Raw genomic sequence first — 19,413 nt, 5'->3', positions numbered from 1 at the left:
GAGCCCGGTGGCCCTGCGCGCCACCTGACGCTCCCCCGAACCCACGCCGCCCCGACCGTCGCCCTGCGTGCGATGCGGGCCCGCTCCGCCCGGAAAAAGCCGGGCCCCGAACAAGGATTGCCCCATGAGCCACCGCCGTACCGCTTTCCCCTCGTCCCTCGTCCGGCCCCTGGCGCTGCAGCGCCTGGCCACCGTGGACTATGCACTGACCCTGCTGCTGGCCCTGGGCGCGGGGAGCGCCTGGGCCGCCGAGGGCAACACCGAGCAGCAAGTGGACAAGGATGTCGCCCTGCAGAAGGTCACCGTCACCGCCCGCCGCCGCGAGGAAGACGTGCAGGACGTGCCCACGCCCATCACCACCCTCAGCGGCGCCACCCTGGAAACCCAGCGCGTGTACAAGGTGCAGGACCTGCAGCAGGTGCTGCCCAGCGTCAACGTCGCCTTCATCCACGCGCGCCAGTCCAGCGTCGCGGTGCGCGGCATCGGCAACAACCCGGCCAGCGATGGCCTCGAAGGCAGCGCCGGGGTCTACCTGGACAACGTCTACCTCGGCCGCCCGGGCATGGCGGTGTTCGACCTGCTGGACATCGAGCAGCTGGAACTGCTGCGTGGCCCCCAGGGCACCCTGTTCGGCAAGAACACCACCGCCGGCGTGCTCAACATCAGCACCCGCGCACCCACCTTCAGCCCCGAGCGCACGGTGGAGGTCTCCGGTGGCCAGGACGGTTACTTCCAGGCCAAGGGCACGGTCAACGGCGCCCTCACCGAAACCCTCGCCGCGCGCCTGTCGGCCTACCGCACCCGCGACGACGGCTTCATCAAGAACATCCACGACGGCAACGACCTCAACGGTGGCGAGCGCCAGGGCGTGCGCGGGCAGTTCCTCTTCGAGCCCAACGAGGACTTCAGCCTGCGCTGGATCAACGACTACAACGAGGAGGATTCCAGCACCGGCACCATGGTCGTCTACGGCGCGCCGGCGCGTTACTGGCAGCGCGCGGCCCTGGCGGGCGCGTCCCCGCTGCGCGACCCGGACGACAAGAAGGTCAACATCGACGGCCGCCAGAGCGTCAGCGTGCACCAGGGCGGCAGCTCGGTGGAGGCCAACTGGAACCTCGCCGGCGGCTACACGCTCACCTCCATCAGCGCCTACCGCTACTGGCACTTCACCCCGGCCAACGACGAGAGCCTCAACGTGCCGGCGCTGCTCGACACCGGGGTGGAGGTGCACGACCGCCAGTTCTCCCAGGAGATCCGCCTCGCCTCGCCCACCGGCGGCGCCTTCGACTACGTGCTCGGCGCCTACGTGTTCAACCAGAACCTGGGCAACAAGACCTTCACCGACTATGGCTCCCAGGCCGACCTGTTCCTGCTCGGCGCCAACCTGGACGCCCTCAACAACGTCAGCACCAAGGCCAACGGCAAGATCGAGACCGACAGCTACGCGCTGTTCGCCCAGGGCACCTGGCACCTCACCGACCGCCTCGACTTCACCGCCGGCCTGCGCGGCACCTACGAGGAGAAGGACGCCAACATCAAGCGCTTCGCCCCCGTGGGCGGCGCCGCCGTCACCGGCCAGGCCGCCGCCATCCGCGCGGCGCAACTGGGGGCCTATGACTCGGGCGACCTCAGCCTGCACAACGCCGCACCGTCCTTCCTGCTGAGCCTGGCCTACAAGTTCGATGACGATCTGCTGGGCTACGCCTCCCTGGCCCATGGCGAGAAATCCGGCGGGGTGAACCTGGCGGTGGGCTCGGCACCGGTGGCCGGCGCCGACTCGCTGCTGGTCGGGCCGGAGCGCGCCAACGACGCCGAACTGGGCTTCAAGAGCACGCTGCTCGACCGTCGCCTGCTGCTCAACGCCAACCTGTTCTGGACCGGCATCCATGGCTACCAGGCCACCACCCTGTACCAGGCGCCGGGCTCCACCAACGTCGTGCAGGTGCTGGCCAACGCCGGCAGCGTGCGCTCGCGCGGCCTGGAGTTCGAAGCCACCGCACTGCCCGTGCGCGGCCTCACCCTGAACTTCAACGGCTCCTACAACGACGTCACCTACCTCAGCTTCAAGGACGCCCCGTGCCCCGGCGAGGTGAGCACCGCCCCCGGCGCCCCGGCCACCTGCGACCTCACCGGCGAGCGCGTGGTCGGCGCCTCGAAATGGATCGCCAACCTCAGCGGCGAATACAAATGGCAGCTGGAGAACCGCATCGAGCCCTACCTCACCGCCAGCTATTCGTACCGCTCCGAAGCCGAAGGCACCCTGGACAACTCCGACCTCTCGAAGATCGACGGCTACGGCCTGGTCAACCTCTCGGCCGGCGTACGCCGTGACCTGGGCGACGGCCAGGTGGACGTCTCCATCTGGGTGCGCAACGCCACCGACACCGACTACTACCTCAGCGCCTTCGCCTACTTGAACGGCGCCTACACGGCCTCGGTGGGCGCTCCGCGCACCGCCGGCGTCTCCCTGCGCTACGACTTCTGACCCCCAGCAGCACCCACCCCAACGCGAGGACCGCACCATGAGCAACGCAGCACTGGCCACCCAGCAGACCGAGCTCCAGCTGGACATCCACCCCATCGCCGGGCGCATCGGCGCCGAGATCCGCGGCGTGACCCTCTCCGGCGACCTGGACGCCGCCACGGTCGAGGCCATCCAGGCCGCCCTGGTCCAGCACAAGGTCGTGTTCTTCCGCGGCCAGGCCCACCTCGACGACCAGGGCCAGGAAGCCTTCGCCAAGCTTCTCGGCGACCCCATCGCCCACCCCACCGTGCCGGTGCGCGAAGGCACCCGCTACCTGCTTCAGCTCGACGGCGCCGAAGGCCAGCGGGCCAACTCCTGGCACACCGACGTGACCTTCGTCGACGCCTACCCCAAGGCCTCGATCCTGCGCAGCGTGGTGGCCCCGGCCGCCGGCGGCGACACCGTCTGGGCCAACACCGCCAGCGCCTACGCCGACCTGCCCGAGCCGCTGCGCGCGCTGGCCGACACGCTCTGGGCCGTGCACAGCAACGAATACGACTACGCCGGCGTGCGCCCCAGCGTGTCCGTGGAGAAGCTCGAGGAATACCGCAAGGTGTTCGCCTCCACCGTCTACGAGACCGAGCACCCGGTGGTGCGCGTGCACCCCATCAGCGGCGAGCGCAGCCTGCTGCTGGGGCACTTCGTCAAACGCATCAAGGGCCTCTCCCAGGCCGATTCGGCGCACATCTTCGCCGTGCTGCAGAGCCACGTGACGCGTCTGGAAAACACCGTGCGCTGGCGCTGGCAGCAGGGCGACGTGGCCATCTGGGACAACCGCTCCACCCAGCACTACGCCGTGGACGACTACGACACCCAGCCGCGCATCGTGCGCCGCGTGACCCTGGCCGGCGAAGTGCCGGTGGGCATCGACGGCCAGCTCAGCCGCACCACGAGGAAGGGCTGAAGGCCAACTTCCGAATGCCCGGGGCGCGGCCACCCGCCGCGCCCCGTTGACCGAATACACCGAATCAGGAGAGCCACCATGACACTGGCCGCCCAGCGCCACGACGAGCCCGCCCCATCGATCCACCCCGAGCAGCCCTTCACCGTCACCCCGCTGGCCGCGCCCCTGGGTGCGGTGGTCAGCGGCTTCGACGCCACCCGCATCACCCCCGAGCAGGTGCTGGCCCTCAAGCAGGCCCAGCGTGAGCATCACATCCTGGTGTTCCGCGACCAGCACCTGGACGACGCCCAGTACCTGGCCTTCGCCACCCACTTCGGCGCGGTGTTCCAGCCGCCGGCGGACATCCCGGTGCTGTCCTCCGGTGCCGACGGCAAGGCGCCGGAGATCGTCAAGGTGGCCAACACTGAGGATGGCGAGCTGGGCAACACCGCCATTCCCGCCCACGTCGACCACCACTGGACGCCGACGCCGTCCTCCGGCTCCTTCCTCTACGCGCTGGAAGTGCCCTCCAGGGGCGGTGAGACCCGCTTCACCAACCTGGCCCTGGCCTACAGCGCGCTGGATGAGGCCACCCGCCGCGAGATCGACCCGCTGCGGCTGATCAACTACAACCCCTTCATCCGCCTCAAGAGCGGCGGCTACAACGGCGGCTTCGTCACCTACCGCACCCCGGACATCCCCGCCATCCAGGGCACCGAGCACCCGTTGGTGCGCACCCACCCGGAAAGCGGCAAGCGCCTGCTGTTCCTCGGCGTGCACACCGAGGTGGAAATCCCCGGCGCCGACCCGGAATACGGCAAGGCGCTGATCGGCCGGCTGCGCGAGCACCTGGAGAACCCGCGCTTCCACTACGCCCACGCCTGGCAGCCGGGTGACATCGTCTGGTGGGACAACCAGGCCGTCCTCCACGCCCGCAACGGCTTCCCCGCCACCGAAAAGCGCCGCATGAAGCGCATCAGCCTCAGCGGCAGCCGCCCCTTCTGATCCCCCGCCCCGATGGCCCGCCATCGGGGCTCGCCAGTCCCCGTGGGTGCGCCTTCATTTGAACGTGGGAAACCACGTCCTTAGGGCGTGGTCATGAGTCATCGGCTCTGCCTGTGGCGATTTGAATTGAGAACCCGGCAGGATGAACGCGTGCCGTAGGGTGTGCCGTGCGCACCTCCGCGCGGTGCTGCCGGCGAGTCTGAGGTGCGCGCAGCACACCCTACGTCCGGAGTGAATGGCGGCTGCATGTTCCGAGGTCTGATTGCGCCCCCTTCCAGGGAGCCAAAAGCAAAGCCAGGTTCTAAGAACGTGGATGTTTACTCGCGAAAAAATCGACGCCGCCGTGTCGGGCCTCGCTGCGCTCGGCGCCAACACACCCCTCCATCCCGCCGCTTTCAATGCCTTGCAGGCATATTTTCAATGCCTTCCAAGCATCACGATTTATAAATCCTTATTTATCAATCAGTTATAAATTTATATTCCTTAAAGTAATTAATGAATCGTTAAAAATTACTTTAAGAGATAAGCCCAAAAACCAATCATCTCTCCGTGGCCGACCGCTCTGGGACGGCCCTCATGCAGCCCCGGAGGCTGCAACCCGTTCAATGTCCGGTGCACAGGCCGGACTTTTTTATCCAGGAGTCTTGCCGATGGGCAATGTCCTCAAAGCCGACAGCGCAGGCAACGTGCTGTGGCGTGAAGTACGCAGCCCCGGTGAGGTGCTCGACCTCGGTGTGCCGTTGCGGCATGCCCTGGGGCTCGGGCGCTTCCAGCGACCGGGCTCGCGTGTACTGGGGCGCCGCGAAGCGGTGCTGCTCGGCGTGTTCGCCCTGGTGCTGCACACCGGCGTTCTCTACTGGGCGAGCCAGAAGTCCACGCCGCCGCTGCCGGAAGTGCCGCCGCAGATTCCGCCCATGACCATCGAATTCACCACCCCGGCACCGCCCGTGGTGGAGCCGCCACCGCCGGAGCCGCCGCCGCCCGTGATCGAGCCGCCACCACCGGTGGTGGAGGAGCTGGCCGTCAAGCCGCCGCCGCCCAAACCGGTGCCCAAGCCCAAGCCGCAACCACCGAAGCCGGTGCCCAAGCCCGCGCCGAAACCGGTCGAGCCGCCGCCGCCCGCACCACCCAAGGCCGAAGCCCCGCCCGCGCCCCCGGCTCCGCCCGCGCCGGCACCGGTCACGCCGCCGTCGGCCAACGCCGGCTACCTGCGCAACCCGGCGCCGGAATACCCCTCCTTCGCCCAGCGGCGCGGTTGGGAAGGCACGGTGCTGCTGCGGGTGCATGTACTGGCCAGCGGCTTGCCCAGCGAGATCCAGATCCAGAAAACCAGTGGGCGCGACCTGCTGGACGAAGCGGCGGTCAAGGCCGTCAAGCGTTGGACCTTCGTGCCCTCCAAGCGCGGCGACCAGGCGCTGGATGGCTGGGTCAGCGTCCCGATCGACTTCAAATTGAACTGAAACAGACCGAATTCACGCGTTAGCGCAACACAGAGGATTGCCCCATGGACTTGCTTACCAACCCCTTCGCATCGGTCGAACACGTGGTCATCTGGCTGCTGATCGGCTTCTCGGTCATCACCTGGGGCCTGGCCCTGGTCAAGGCCATCCAGTTCGCCCGCCTCAAGCACCAGGACCGCAAGTTCCAGAAGCTGTTCTGGAGCGCCACCAGCCTCGACAGCGCCGCTGACCTGGTCCAGGGCAACAACGGCGCCGCTGCCCACGTGGCCCAGGCCGGCTTCGCCGCGATCCAGGTGATCGACGGCAGCCAGCCGGGCGACCTGAGCCAGGCGATCAACCACCAGGACCGCCTCGAACGTGCCCTGCGCCAGCAGATCCAGCGTGAGCGCCGCTCCCTGGAATCCGGCCTGGCGGTGGTCGCCTCCATCGGCTCCACCTCGCCCTTCATCGGCCTGTTCGGCACCGTGTGGGGGATCATGGAAGCGCTCAAGGGTATCAGCCTGGCCGGCTCCGCCAGCCTGGAAACCGTGGCCGGCCCCATCGGCGCGGCCCTGGTCGCCACCGGCGTCGGCATCGCCGTCGCGGTGCCTGCGGTGCTGGTCTACAACTACTTCCTGCGCAGCCTCAAGCTCACCGCTGCGGACCTCGACGACTTCGCCCACGACTTCTACAGCCTGGCCCAGAAGAGCGCCTTCAAGGTCATCGTCTCCCCGAGCGCCGGCAAGCACGGCGCCGCGCAGAAAGTGAAGGAGGCGTCCTGACATGGCCTTCTCCACACAGGACAGCGACGAGGTTCTTTCCGAGATCAACGTCACCCCGCTGGTGGACGTGATGCTGGTGCTGCTGGTGGTGTTCATCGTCACCGCGCCCCTGCTCACCAACGCCATCCCGATCAACCTGCCGAAGACCGAAGCGGTCGCCCCGCCGGACCAGAAGGACCCGCTGGTGGTGAGCATCGACGGTGAAGGCAAGCTGTTCATCAACAAGGACGAGATCCAGCCCGACCTGCTGCAGGCCAACCTGGAGGCCGCCAAGGCCAAGGACCCGGAGCTGCGCGTGCAGCTGCAGGCGGACGACAAGGTCGACTACGGCGCGGTGGCCAAGGCCATGGCCTCCATCGAACGCGCCGGGATCACCAAGCTGGCGGTGATCACCGCCCGCTGACAGCTTTGGCCGCCTCCCTTCAGGCAGGGGGGAGGTGGCTTTTTTATCCTGCGGCTTTCTGAGACAGGAAGGCCTGCAACGCCCGCCAGGGCTGACCCGGACTGCATGCGGCAGCTCCGGGTTTTTTGTGCGCGCGCAGGGGCGGAGAGCCTCGGCGTTCGTCATCTGCCCAATCGTTAACAGTTGGGTTCCTACAGCACTCTCCGCCGGCTTCAGACCGTTCACGGCTCCTCTCGGACTTTTCCTCTTTCGCCGCTTTGTGGTTATCGGCCTAGATAGCCGCCGGCCCGCCAGTGTGGCGTTCGCCTCCGTAGCAACGTGCATCCGAAGCAGCCGCTCATGCCGTTGCGGCCCATGCAAGCAACGAGTACGAAATGGAATTCAGCCCCTTCGATCGCACCGACGGACCGCACGACCACCTGGCCGTGGTCACGAATTCCTGCTCGACAGCTTTCATCTGACCTCCCCCCGGGGAGACATCTGGAGTAGTCATGGCATCGAACAGTTTCCAAAACGAAGTACCCAAGGCACGGGTCAACATCAAGCTCGACCTGCACACCGGCGGTGCGCAGAAGAAGGTCGAGCTTCCGCTGAAGCTGATGCTGATGGGCGACTACAGCAACGGTCGTGAAGCGCGCCCGCTGTCGGAGCGGAGCAAGGTCAACATCAACCGCAACAACTTCGACAGCGTGCTCGCCGAGTTCGCCCCCCGCATGAAGCTGGCCGTGGAGAACACCCTGGCCGATGACGATTCGGAAACCTCGGTCGAGCTGGCCTTCCAGCGTATGAAGGATTTCGAGCCCGAGCAGGTGGCTCGCCAGATCCCCCAGCTACGCGCCCTCCTGGCCATGCGCAATCTGCTGCGCGACCTCAAGTCGAACCTTCTGGACAACGCGACTTTCCGCCAGGAACTGGAACGCATCCTCAAGGATGACGCCCTCAGCGACGAGTTGCGCGCCGAGCTCGCTGCGCTCGCCCCCCAAGACGCCTCTTAACGCATCCGGATTTCCACAGGAAGGTTTCCCATGTCCGTAGAACACACCTCCGCAGCCCCTCGTGGCGCCACTTCATTCGATGAAAGCCAGGGCGTCTATGCGGCGCTGTTCAGCAAGATCAACCTCAGCCCGATCAGCGAGTTGAGCGGCCTGGATGCATTCCAGAACAACGAGGCGCTGTCCGAAGCGTCGGCGGACGAGCGCGTCACGGCGGCGGTCAGCGTCTTCCTCGACCTGCTCCAGCAGTCGGCGCAGAAGGTCGAGCGCCTGGACAAGACGCTGCTCGATGAACACATCGCTTCCCTCGACGCGCAGATCAGTCGCCAGCTCGACGCGGTCATGCACCACGAGGATTTCCAACGCGTGGAATCCACCTGGCGCGGCGTGAAGTCGCTGATCGATCAGACGGACTTCCGCCAGAACGTCCGTATCGAACTGCTCGACATCAGCAAGGACCACCTGGTGCAGGACTTCGAGGATGCACCGGAAATCGCCCAGAGCGGCCTCTACGTCCACACCTACACCCAGGAATACGACACCCCCGGCGGCGAGCCGATCGCGGCCGCCATCTCCAACTACGAGTTCGATGCCAGCCCCCAGGACATCGCCCTGCTGCGCAACCTGTCCAAGGTCGCTGCGGCGGCGCACATGCCCTTCATCGGCGCCGTCGGCCCGGCCTTCTTCGGCAAGGAGTCGATGGAGGAAGTCGCCGCCATCAAGGACATCGGCAACTACTTCGATCGGGCCGAGTACATCAAGTGGAAATCCTTCCGCGACAGCGACGATTCCCGCTACATCGGCCTCACCCTGCCGCGTGTCCTCGGTCGCCTGCCCTACGGCCCGGACACCATCCCCGTGCGCAACTTCAACTACGTGGAGAAGGTGAAGGGGCCCGACCACGACCGGTACCTGTGGACCAACGCATCGTTCGCCTTCGCCGCGAACATGGTGAAGAGCTTCATCAACAACGGCTGGTGCGTGCAGATTCGCGGCCCGCAATCGGGTGGCGCGGTGACCGACCTGCCGATCCACCTCTACGACCTGGGCACCGGCAACCAGGTGAAGATCCCGTCGGAGGTGATGATTCCCGAGACCCGGGAATTCGAGTTCGCCAACCTCGGGTTCATCCCCCTGTCGTACTACAAGAACCGCGACTACGCCTGCTTCTTCTCCGCCAACTCGGCACAGAAGCCGGCGCTGTACGACACCGCCGATGCCACCGCCAACAGCCGCATCAACGCGCGCCTGCCGTACATCTTCCTGCTGTCGCGCATCGCCCATTACCTGAAGCTGATCCAGCGGGAAAACATCGGCACCACCAAGGACCGGCGCCTGCTGGAACTGGAGCTCAACAAGTGGATCGGCGGACTCGTCACCGAGATGACCGACCCCAGCGACGACCTGCAGGCATCGCATCCGCTGCGCGAGGCGAAGGTGCTGGTCGAGGACATCGACGACAACCCCGGCTTCTTCCGCGTCAAGTTGTACGCGGTGCCGCACTTCCAGGTGGAGGGCATGGACATCAACCTGTCGCTGGTCTCGCAGATGCCCAAGGCCAAGGCCTGACGCATTGGCCAGGGAAACGACGCCATGAACATCGACCGCCCCCTCTGGGCTGCGGGGACGCTTCTGTCCCCGCAGCAGTTCCAGCAACAGGCCCGCTGGGAAGCCTGGACCAACGAGCGCATCGCCCGGCTCGCCCTCGTTCATCCCTGGGGCGTACTGGCAGCCGACTTCGATGCCGATGCCCTGAGGATGGGCCGGCTCAAGGCATCGCGGCTTCACGTGCGCATGCCGGACGGCACGCTGATCGATACCGACCGCGCCGATCACCTGCCGCCGGCGCTTGAGCTGTCCCGCGTCCTGGCCGACGACATCCGCAGCGCCACCCTGCTGCTGGCATTGCCGCTGGAACAGGGCAATGGCAACAACTGTGTGCTCGATGGCCAGCGTGAAGACCGGCCCACCCGCTACCGCCAGAACTGGCAGGCGGTGCAGGACCTCTATGGCGATGAGCGCCAGTCCATCAGCGTCATGGAGCACCAGCTCAGCCTGCGCCTGGCCAGCGACGACAACGGCGACTACCTGACCTGCCCGGTGGTGCGCCTGCTGCGCGATACCCAGGGAACCTGGGCCGTGGATGCCGGCTACGTACCGCCATTGCTGAGCCTCGATGCCCATGCGGGCCTGCTGGTGCAGCTGGACAACCTGTTCATCCAGCTGTCCGCCAAGCGCCAGCGCCTGATGGCCATGCGCCGTGAAAGCAACCAGCGCATGGCCGATTTCGCGGTGGCGGACGTCTCGCTGTTCTGGCTGCTCAATGCGCTCAACACCTACCAGCCGATCCTCGCCGACCTCAGGGCTCATCCTGCGCGTCATCCCGAGCAGGTCTACCTGGAGCTGGCGAAGCTCGCCGGCAGCCTGTCGACCTTTTCGCTGGAGCACGACATCGACCAGGTGCCGGTCTACCGGCACGAGCAGCTGGAGCGGGTCCTGCCGCCGCTGATGAGCATGATCTCGACGCTGCTCGAAGCCAGTCTGCCGTCGCGCGTCATCGCCCTGGAGCTGGAGGAGAGCGGGGCGAACCGCTGGAAGGTTTCGCTCCACGACCCCAGGCTGCGCGAGCCGGACGGCGCCGACTTCTACCTTTCCGTCCGCTCGCGACTCTCCGCCGCGCAGCTGCAGAGTCAGTTTCCCCACCTGTGCAAGGTGGGGACCCCGGATGACGTCGATCACCTGGTCAACGCGGCGCTGGACGGCATCCCGCTGCAACCGCTCAACCATGTCCCCGCTGCCATCCCGTTGCGCCTGGAGAACCAGTATTTCGCGCTGGATCTCGGGCATCCCAAGGGGCGGGCCATGCTCGCCGCCGGTGTGTGCGCCTTCTATGTTCCCGCCACGCTGATCGACGCCCGGCTCGAACTGTTCGCGGTACTGCGCTCATGAGCCTGCACAGCGAGGTACGCGTTAACGCCTCGGCCTCCATCGACGCACTGCTGCAGGACAGCTACCTGCTGGTAGTGACCCTGCGCGAGGGGCGCTCGGCCCACCATGGGCGTGACTTGTGGAGGCGCTGCATCCAGCAGGTCGAAGCGCTACGCCACGAACTCGAGGCGCGGGGGATGAGCCAGCGGAGCATCGACTGCATCAGCTACGCCCAATGCGCGTTGCTGGATGAAACCGTGCTCGCGTTCGCCCGGGACGATGATCACGCCGACTGGGCCGGTGAGCCGTTGCAGGTGAAGTTCTTCAACCGTCACCAGGCGGGTCATTTCCTCTACGAGGACATGCACGAGGTCCTGCGCGAGCCCTCGCCCGACCCCCAGGTCCTGACGGCGTACCACCGCGTCCTGCTGCTGGGATTCAAAGGGCGCTACGAGCTGCATGATCCGGAGCGCGATGGCCTGGTGAGCGCGTTGGAGGAGCGGGTCCCGCCCTTGGCCATAGGCGGCGACCTGAGCCTCGGCACGGGCGTCGAGCGCGGCGATGCGATGAAGCGCTGGCTGCGCGGCCCGGCGATGCAGGTGCTCGCGATGGCCGTGCTGGTCGCCGGGACCTGGTGGGGGCTCGACCAGTACCTCGGTCGTCTCGTCGCCTCGTTGCTGCCCGGTGCGGTGTGAAGGGCGCGCGATGAGCAGGATGCTGATGCGCGGGCTCTGTGCGTGGGCGGCTCTGCTGGCCCTGGCGCTGCTGTGCGTCTTTCCGATGGCGGGCGGCGTGCGACTCATGGGCGCGACGCTCGTCCTGGGGGCTCTCCTGCTGGCCTGGCGCTGGGCAGGCCAGCGGGGCCTGACGCTCGACGTCGGACTGCGGTTGCCCGCTGCGGGCTTCCAGCAGCCGGTGGTGCTGGTTTGTGGCGATGGGCAGAGGGGGCTGTTCGATGAGCCCGATGCCGCGGGGCCCCGCTGGAGGATGACGACACAGGGCTGCTACCTGCCTGTGGATAACCTGGAACACCTGCCACTGATGGTCCGCACCATCCTGGCTCAGCGGCCCCACTGGGGCGGGCAGCTCGGTGTGCTCCTGGTCATCGATCCAGGCGAGCATCGCGATGCAGTCGAGCTGGAGGGCAAGCTCCGGGCGTTCCGCCATCAATTGGTCCAGGCCCGCCGGCAAGCGGTGCTGCCGCTGCTCCAGGTCAGCTACCTGCAAGGCGACCGGGGCCAGACGCCCTGGTTCTGCTGGGCGGCCAATGGGTCGCAACCCGATGTGCTGGAGGCGGGCGCCTGCATCGCCTTCGCTGAATGGCAGAGGCTCGGGGGTGACCCGGTGCTTTCGGCATCGCGCCTGCGCACCGGCGTCCTGCTGGGCGCGGTAGCCGGTTGGTTGCGCCAGCATGTGCAGGCTTCCCCCGTCGGCCGGGGCGGCAATGACTCGGCAGCCACGGCCGTGGCCTGCGGCGTCATGCTGGTGCCGACCCTGCCTGGCCGCGTCGCCGGGAATCTCTGGCAGCAATGGGTGCGTGACCGGACGACGCTGGAAGAGGCGACCGAGCCTGCGCACGAGACCTCGTCACTCCTGCCCCTTCCGGACGCGCTGCTCCCGCTCCTGCCGACGCGTGTGAGTCCCACGCCGCTGCGCCGTGCCTGGCTGGCATCGCTCTGGCTATCCGCCCTGGCAGTGGTCTCGGCCCTGGTCGGCTCCGCCTGGCACAACCGCGAACTGGTGCGCCAGGTCAGCGAGGACCTGCATCGTTACCTGGCCATCCCCCACGCCCAGCACCGTGACCAGCCCGAGTTCGAACTGCGTGAAGCAGCCATGGCGGTCTTGCGCTCCGATGCAGCGCGCCTGGATGGCTACTACCGCCAGGGTGAGCCGCTCTGGCTGGGGTTGGGCCTGTACCAGGGGGAGCGCCTGAGGGACGAATTGCTGGCCGTCATCACCGGTTACCGGAGGCCCCACGATGCACCCACGGAGGTGCCGCGGATGCCCGAGCCGGTGCGGCTGGACAGCCTGTCGCTGTTCGCCGTGGGCAGCGCCACGCTCAAGCCCGAGTCGACCAGGCTCCTGATCAACGCGCTGGTCGACGTCAAGGCCAGGCCCGGCTGGCTGATCGTCATTGCCGGGCATACCGATGCCAGTGGTGATGCCGACCGGAACCTCCAGCTGTCCCGTGATCGTGCCGGGGCGGTGCGTGACTGGATGCAGCGGATGGGGGACATCCCCGACAGCTGTTTTGCCGTACAGGGCTTCGGTGCCGGTCAGCCGATCGCCAGCAATGACACCGAAATCGGGCGCGCCGCCAACCGGCGCGTCGATATCCGCCTGGTGCCGGAGGTGGGGGCCTGCGTGTCGCCCACCGCCGCACGGGGTGGCAAGGACCAGCCGCACTCCGCGGCTGTCAACCTCTGAGAAGGAGCTTCACATGGCAATTCCCGTTTATCTCTGGCTGCAGGACGATGGCGGAGCCGACATCAAGGGGTCGGTGGACGTGCAGAAGCGCGAAGGCAGCATCGAGGTCATCGCGCAGGATCACAGCCTCTACATCCCCACCGACAACAACACCGGCAAGCTGACCGGCACCCGGGTCCACACCCCGTTCCTCTTCACCAAGGAGATCGATGCCTCCAGCCCCTACCTGTACAAGGCGGTGACCACCGGCCAGACCCTCAAGAGCGCCGAATTCAAGTGGTACCGCATCGACGATGCCGGCCAGGAAGTCGAGTACTTCATCACCAAGCTGGAGAACGTCAAGGTCGTGAAGGTCGCGCCGAAGATGCACGACGTGAAGGACCCGTCCAAGGAGAAGCACAACCACCTGGAGCAGGTCGAGTTGCGCTACGAGAAGATCACCTGGACCTACAAGGACGGCAACATCATCCATGCCGACTCCTGGAACGAACGTCAGAGCGCCTGACCTCGGGATGGTCGGCGGGGCACACCGCTCCGCCGACCCTTCGCGAACCATTCCGACGCACAAGCGCCACGCACTTCGTACAAGGACGCATCGCCATGGCCCAGAACTCCGCCAGCCTGCTTCGTCGCCTCAACCCCTATTGCGCCCGGGCCTTGAGTGCCGCCGCCTCGCTCTGTCAGAGCCGCGCCCACGCCCAGGTCACCCCCGAGCACTGGCTGCTCAAGCTGCTGGAGCAGGGGGAGGGCGACCTCACCCTGCTCGCGCGGCGCTATGGCTGGGAACTCGATGCGCTCTGGCAGGGGCTGCTCGCCTATCTGGACAGCCTGCCCCGCAGCGTGCGCGAGCGACCCCAGCTCAGTGCCGAGCTGCAGCAGTTGATCAAGAACGCCTGGCTGCGGGCCTCCCTGGACGACGACAACGACCGGCTGCGTTCCCTGCACCTGCTCGGCGCCCTGCTGGAAACGCCCAGCCTGTTGCGTTGCGAGACCACCTGGCCGCTGCTCAGCCTCAGCGAAGCCCAGTTGCAACGCCTGTTGCCCTTGCTGGACCGACATTCGGAAGAGCGCCCGGATGTACAGCGTGAAGCCCGCCTCGACGAAGCCGAGCCCGGTCAGGTCGCCCTGCCTTCCAGCCCGCCTGCGGGCTCCGCAGCCGACCCGTCCCTGGCCTTGCTCGACCGGTTCACCCAGGACCTGACGGCGCAGGCCCGTGAGGGGCGTATCGATCCCGTGTTCGGCCGTGATGACGAGATCCGCCAGGTCGTCGACATCCTCAGTCGGCGACGCAAGAACAACCCCATCCTCGTGGGCGATCCGGGGGTCGGCAAGACCGCCCTGGTCGAGGGCCTGGCCCTGCGTATCGCCGAGGGCGAAGTACCCGACAGCCTGAAACCCGTGAGCGTGCGGACCCTCGACCTGGGGCTGTTGCAGGCCGGTGCCGGAGTCAGGGGGGAGTTCGAGCAGCGCCTGAAGCAGATCATCGACGCGGTCCAGCAAGCGGAGCCGCCCATCCTGCTGTTCATCGACGAGGCCCATACCCTGATCGGTGCCGGCAACCAGGCCGGCGGCGCGGATGCCGCCAACCTGCTCAAGCCCGCCCTGGCCCGGGGCGAGCTGCGCACCATCGCCGCCACCACCTGGAGCGAATACAAGCAGTACTTCGAGCGAGACGCGGCGCTGGAGCGGCGCTTCCAGATGGTCAAGGTCGACGAGCCGGACGACACCGGTGCCTGCCTCATGTTGCGGGGCCTCAAGGCCCGCTACGCCAGCCATCACGGTGTGCATATCGAGGATGCCGCGGTACGCGCAGCCGTCAGCCTGTCACGGCGCTACATGACCGGGCGCCAGCTGCCCGACAAGGCCGTCGACCTGCTGGATACCGCCAGTGCCCGCGTGCGCATGAGCCTCGATTGCGAGCCCCAGGCACTGCTCGGCATCAAGGCCCGGCAGGTCGCCCTGAAGCTGGAGCGGCAAGCCCTGGAGGCGGACGGCCTGCTGGGCGCAAAGGCACCCGCCCGGCGGCTGGACGAGCTCGCCGAACAGCACGCCGGATTGGCACGACGCCATGCGGAGCTGGAGCGGCAATACCGTCACGAACTCGACCTGAGCCAGCAGCTCCTGGCGGCTCGCCAGGAGGAGCCACGGCAGGCGGAACGCTGCGCCGAGCTGCAGCGGCGTCTTGAGCAGGCGCAGGGTGACCAGCCGCTGCTGTCCCTGGATGTCACTGCGCGCAACGTCGCCGAGGTGGTCGCCGACTGGACCGGCGTCCCACTGGGCAGCCTGCTCAAGGATGAGCAGGCCAGCCTGCTGGAACTGGAGCATCAACTCGGTCGCCGGGTCATCGGCCAGGATCATGCCCTCGGCGCGCTGGCCCAGCGGTTGCGAGCCGCACGGACAGGCCTGACCGGTGACCAGGCGCCCCAGGGCGTGTTCCTGCTCGTGGGCACCAGCGGCGTCGGCAAGACCGAGACTGCACTGGCACTGGCCGACAGCCTGTATGGCGGCGAGAAATCGCTGATCACGCTCAACCTCTCCGAGTACCAGGAGGCCCACACCGTCAGCCAGCTCAAGGGCTCTCCGCCGGGCTATGTCGGCTACGGCCAGGGTGGCGTGCTGACCGAAGCGGTGCGCCAACGGCCCTACAGCGTGGTGCTGCTCGATGAAGTGGAGAAAGCCCACCCGGACGTGCTCAACCTGTTCTACCAGGTCTTCGACCGTGGCTTCATGCGGGACGGTGAGGGGCGGGAAATCGACTTCCGCAACACCGTCATCCTGATGACGTCCAACCTGGGGAGCGACCTGTTGCAGGCGTGCCTGCAGGTGCAGCCGCATGCCACCGACGGCGTGCTCCAGGAACTGCTGCGCCCGGTGCTGCGCGATCACTTCCAGCCCGCGCTGCTGGCCCGCTTCCAGACGCTGATCTATCGCCCGCTGCCGGCAGATGCACTCAGACGCATCGTCGATCTCAAGCTCGAACAGGTTTCACGCCGCCTGCAACGCCACTACGGCCTGGGCTGCCAGGTCGACGACGCCCTGAGCGAGGCCCTCGTCGCCGCCTGCCTGCTGCCGGATACCGGTGCCCGCAACATCGACAGCCTGCTCAACCAGCAGATCCTGCCGGTGCTCAGCCAGCAGCTCCTCCGGCGCCAGGCCACCCGGCAACACGCCCGCAGCGTCATCCTCGGCCATGACGAGGATGAAGGCGTCACCCTGCAGTTCATCGACCGGCAGGACTACATGCATCCGGTCATCGAGGAGGCTTGAGCATGCTTGCCGAACTCCGCCATTTCTTCGATCACAGCCGCCACCGCCTGCAGGTGGGCGAACTCGACGTCGGGCTCGACGTCCTCGCCTTCGTCGGGGACGAGACGCTCAGCCAGCCCTTCACCTACCAGGTCGAGTTCACCTCGTCCCAGCGCGACCTCCCCTCCAGGCGCATCGTCGGGCAGCCCGCCAGCTTCAGCCTCTTCGCGCCCCCCGCACCGGTGCCCTTCGCCGGCCTGGGCGTGCCGCCGGCCCAGCCGCTGCGCACCCTGCATGGCGTGGTCACGGGCTTCCGGCGGATCTCCGGCTCCAACGACGAGGCCCGCTACGAAATCACCCTGCAGCCGCGCCTGACCCTGCTCGGGCGGGGCCGGCAGTACCGCATCTACCAGCACCTCTCGGTGCCCGAGATCGTCGAGCAGATCCTGCGCAGCGACCGCCACCGCTGGGCCGGGCAGGACTTCTTCTTCGACCTCAGGCGCGACTACCCCAAGCGCGAGCAGGTCATGCAATACGACGAGAGCGACCTGGCCTTCATCCAGCGCCTGCTGGCCGAGGTGGGCATCTGGTACCGCTTCACCGCCGACGAGCGCCTGGGCATCGATGTCGTCGAATTCCATGATGACCAGCGCAACTACCGGTTCGGCGTCCAGCTGCCCTACCGCCCGCCGTCCGGCACCGTCAGCAGCGGCCAGGACGCCGTCTGGGACCTGCAGACGAGCCACGGCGTGGTGGAAAGGAACCTGCGCATCCGCGCCTACACCCCGCGTGACGCGACGGCCTACCTCGACGGCGACCTCGACCAGACCCGGGGCGACCCGACCACCTACGGCGAGGCCTATCACTACGGCGAGCCCTACATCGAGCTGGACGACCCTCACGCCCAGGACGAAGACCTGCAGAGCGAAAGCGGCTACTTCTATGCCCGCCTCGCCCACGAACGCTACCTCAACGACCAGACCCGCCTCGACGGCCGCACCAGCAGCGCCACCCTGGCACCTGGGCAGGTGCTGAAGATCGAGGGCGGCGCGCCCGAGGCCTTCACCCCTGGCGCCGTCATCACCCGCCTGGTCACCGTCGCCGCCCGCGATCGCAGCTTCGAAGCCCGCTTCGAGGCCATCCCCTACAGCGAAAGCGTGTGCTTTCGCCCGCCGCTGCTGCCGCGGCCCGTGATCGCCGGCACCATCCCGGCCCGCGTCACCAGCGCGCAGGCCGACGACCTCTACAGCCACATCGACCTGGAGGGCCGCTACAAGGTCAACTTCCTCTTCGACCAGGACACCTGGCCCGCCGGCCAGGAAAGCATGTGGCTGCGCCTGGCACGCGCCTATGCCGGGGATACCCACGGCCTGCACCTGCCGCTGATCCAGGGCACCGAGGTCGGCATCGCCTTCGAGCGCGGCGACCCGGACCGGGGCTTCATCGCCTTCGCCCTGCACGACAGCCGGCACCCCGACCTCGTCACCCTGAAGAACTACAAGCGCAACGTCCTGCGCACCCCGTCCAACAACAAGCTGCGCCTGGACGACACCCGTGGCCAGGAACACATCAAGCTCAGCACCGAGCACAGCGGCAAGAGCCAGCTCAACCTCGGCCATCTGGTGGATGGGCAACGGCAGAAACGCGGCGAAGGCTTCGAGCTGCGCACCGATGGCAGGGGCGCGCTGCGTTCCGGCAAGGGCATGTTCATCAGTGCCGATGAGCAGCCGCGTGCCCAGGGGCAGGTGCTTGCCATGGGGGAGGCCATGGCCCGGCTGCACGAGGCGGGCGAGCAGATGGGGGCGCTCTCGGGCGACGCACAAAGCGCCAAAGCCGATCCGGCTGACGTACAGGCGCAACTCGACCTGATCCGGCAGGACCTGGAGCAGATCAAGTCCGCCGTCCTGCTGCTCAGTGCCCCCAAGGGCATCGCGCTCAGCAGTGGTCACCACCTGCAACTGGCCGCAGAACGGAACCTCATCGCCAATGCGGGCAGGGACGCCGCCTTGAGCGTGATGCGGCGGCTGTTCATCGGCGTGGGTGAGGGCGTCAGCCTGTTCGTGCGCAAGCTCGGCCTGAAGCTCATCGCCAACCAGGGCGCGGTGCAGATCCAGGCGCAGAACGACCGCCTGGAACTGCTGGCCCGCCAGGGGCTGGAGATCACCAGCACCGAGGATGAAATCCGCATCACCGCCAAGAAGAGGATCGTCCTCAACGCCGGGGGCAGCTACATCAGCGTCGATGCCTGTTCCATCGAAGCCGGCACCCAGGGGGACCACCTGATCAAGGCGGCGCATTTCGATTACCAGGGGGCGGCCAGCAGGCCGTTGGCGATGCCCTTGCCACCCCAGCGGATGGCCCCGCCCACATCCCCTACGCACTCGCGGTCCTTCAACATCCTGTTGCAGGACGTCCCCGGCGAGGAAGGTTGGGCGCTTGCCAGCACGCCCTGGGCCATCCACCGAGGCAACGCTGCCGAGCCGCTGATGCAGGGAGAAAGCGACGCCCAAGGCAAGGTCCTGCTGGACGACGAACAGCAGAGTCAGCTTATCGAACTCTACAGGTCCTCCGACCTTTGGCTCAGCTATCCGGGGCAGCGTGTGCGGCTACGCCTGCATACCGAACACGACGACTGGGATAGCGAAGCCCACGCCTTGGCAGCCCTCGACTACCAGGCGCAGCAACCGGCTGCCCAGTCGCGCCACCCGCTTGAAGGCCAACGTGCTCAGCTCGACTGCCAGCCTACAGGCTCCCTCTACGGCTTTTTGCAAGGCAAGGAGTGAG

Annotated in this window: 14 protein-coding genes; all 14 read left to right on the top strand. The window is 67.2% G+C overall.

The genetic code is table 11. From position 1 onward, the window contains the following. Window positions 1-124: 124 nt before the first annotated feature. Entirely contained in the window at window positions 125-2,485 is a 2,361-nt protein-coding gene (locus PSm6_RS09090; protein WP_265170077.1) for a TonB-dependent receptor, read from the top strand. Window positions 2,486-2,522: 37 nt separating this feature from the next. After that, window positions 2,523-3,428 carry a TauD/TfdA dioxygenase family protein gene (locus PSm6_RS09085; RefSeq protein WP_021217910.1) on the top strand — a complete coding sequence of 302 codons (906 nt, stop codon included), beginning with the start codon at window positions 2,523-2,525 and terminating at the stop codon, window positions 3,426-3,428. A 78-nt stretch (window positions 3,429-3,506) separates the two neighbouring features. Next, a complete protein-coding gene (locus PSm6_RS09080; RefSeq protein ID WP_043245266.1) occupies window positions 3,507-4,412 on the top strand; it encodes a TauD/TfdA dioxygenase family protein in 906 nt (301 codons plus the stop codon). A 650-nt stretch (window positions 4,413-5,062) separates the two neighbouring features. Continuing rightward, complete coding sequence (locus PSm6_RS09075) at window positions 5,063-5,872, top strand: energy transducer TonB (protein WP_021217908.1); 810 nt, start codon at window positions 5,063-5,065, stop codon at window positions 5,870-5,872. A 44-nt stretch (window positions 5,873-5,916) separates the two neighbouring features. Further along, window positions 5,917-6,633 carry a MotA/TolQ/ExbB proton channel family protein gene (locus PSm6_RS09070; protein WP_021217907.1) on the top strand — a complete coding sequence of 239 codons (717 nt, stop codon included), beginning with the start codon at window positions 5,917-5,919 and terminating at the stop codon, window positions 6,631-6,633. A 1-nt stretch (window position 6,634) separates the two neighbouring features. Beyond that, window positions 6,635-7,036, top strand: a complete 402-nt coding sequence (locus PSm6_RS09065; protein WP_021217906.1) for an ExbD/TolR family protein — start codon at window positions 6,635-6,637, stop codon at window positions 7,034-7,036. 491 nt (window positions 7,037-7,527) lie between these two features. Next, a complete protein-coding gene (tssB, locus tag PSm6_RS09060) occupies window positions 7,528-8,031 on the top strand; it encodes a type VI secretion system contractile sheath small subunit (RefSeq protein WP_265170076.1) in 504 nt (167 codons plus the stop codon). A gap of 30 nt (window positions 8,032-8,061) precedes the next feature. Then, window positions 8,062-9,597 (top strand): type VI secretion system contractile sheath large subunit, encoded by a 1,536-nt coding sequence (tssC, locus tag PSm6_RS09055; RefSeq protein ID WP_111264619.1) that lies wholly within the window; start codon window positions 8,062-8,064, stop codon window positions 9,595-9,597. Window positions 9,598-9,621: 24 nt separating this feature from the next. Then, window positions 9,622-10,977, top strand: coding sequence for a type VI secretion system baseplate subunit TssK (tssK, locus tag PSm6_RS09050; protein ID WP_236233144.1), 1,356 nt, complete (start codon window positions 9,622-9,624; stop codon window positions 10,975-10,977). Further along, the gene (tssL, locus tag PSm6_RS09045; protein ID WP_265170075.1) at window positions 10,974-11,651 is read left to right on the top strand and encodes a type VI secretion system protein TssL, short form; all 678 of its coding nucleotides are present in this window, start codon (window positions 10,974-10,976) and stop codon (window positions 11,649-11,651) included. The genes tssK and tssL overlap by 4 nt, the downstream gene beginning before the upstream one ends. A gap of 10 nt (window positions 11,652-11,661) precedes the next feature. After that, on the top strand, window positions 11,662-13,383 hold the full coding sequence (locus PSm6_RS09040) for an OmpA family protein (protein WP_265170074.1): 1,722 nt from the start codon (window positions 11,662-11,664) through the stop codon (window positions 13,381-13,383). Between the two features lie 13 nt (window positions 13,384-13,396). Next, a complete protein-coding gene (locus PSm6_RS09035; RefSeq protein WP_111264615.1) occupies window positions 13,397-13,888 on the top strand; it encodes an Hcp family type VI secretion system effector in 492 nt (163 codons plus the stop codon). A gap of 95 nt (window positions 13,889-13,983) precedes the next feature. Further along, window positions 13,984-16,650 (top strand): type VI secretion system ATPase TssH, encoded by a 2,667-nt coding sequence (gene tssH / locus PSm6_RS09030; protein WP_265170073.1) that lies wholly within the window; start codon window positions 13,984-13,986, stop codon window positions 16,648-16,650. A 2-nt stretch (window positions 16,651-16,652) separates the two neighbouring features. Continuing rightward, on the top strand, window positions 16,653-19,412 hold the full coding sequence (locus tag PSm6_RS09025) for a type VI secretion system Vgr family protein (RefSeq protein ID WP_265170072.1): 2,760 nt from the start codon (window positions 16,653-16,655) through the stop codon (window positions 19,410-19,412). Window position 19,413 lies beyond the last annotated feature (1 nt).

This window comes from Pseudomonas solani (assembly GCF_026072635.1).
Lineage (GTDB): Bacteria > Pseudomonadota > Gammaproteobacteria > Pseudomonadales > Pseudomonadaceae > Metapseudomonas > Metapseudomonas solani.
The sequence above is the reverse complement of the archived record's forward strand: the minus strand, read 5'-3'. Positions and strand labels throughout refer to the sequence as shown.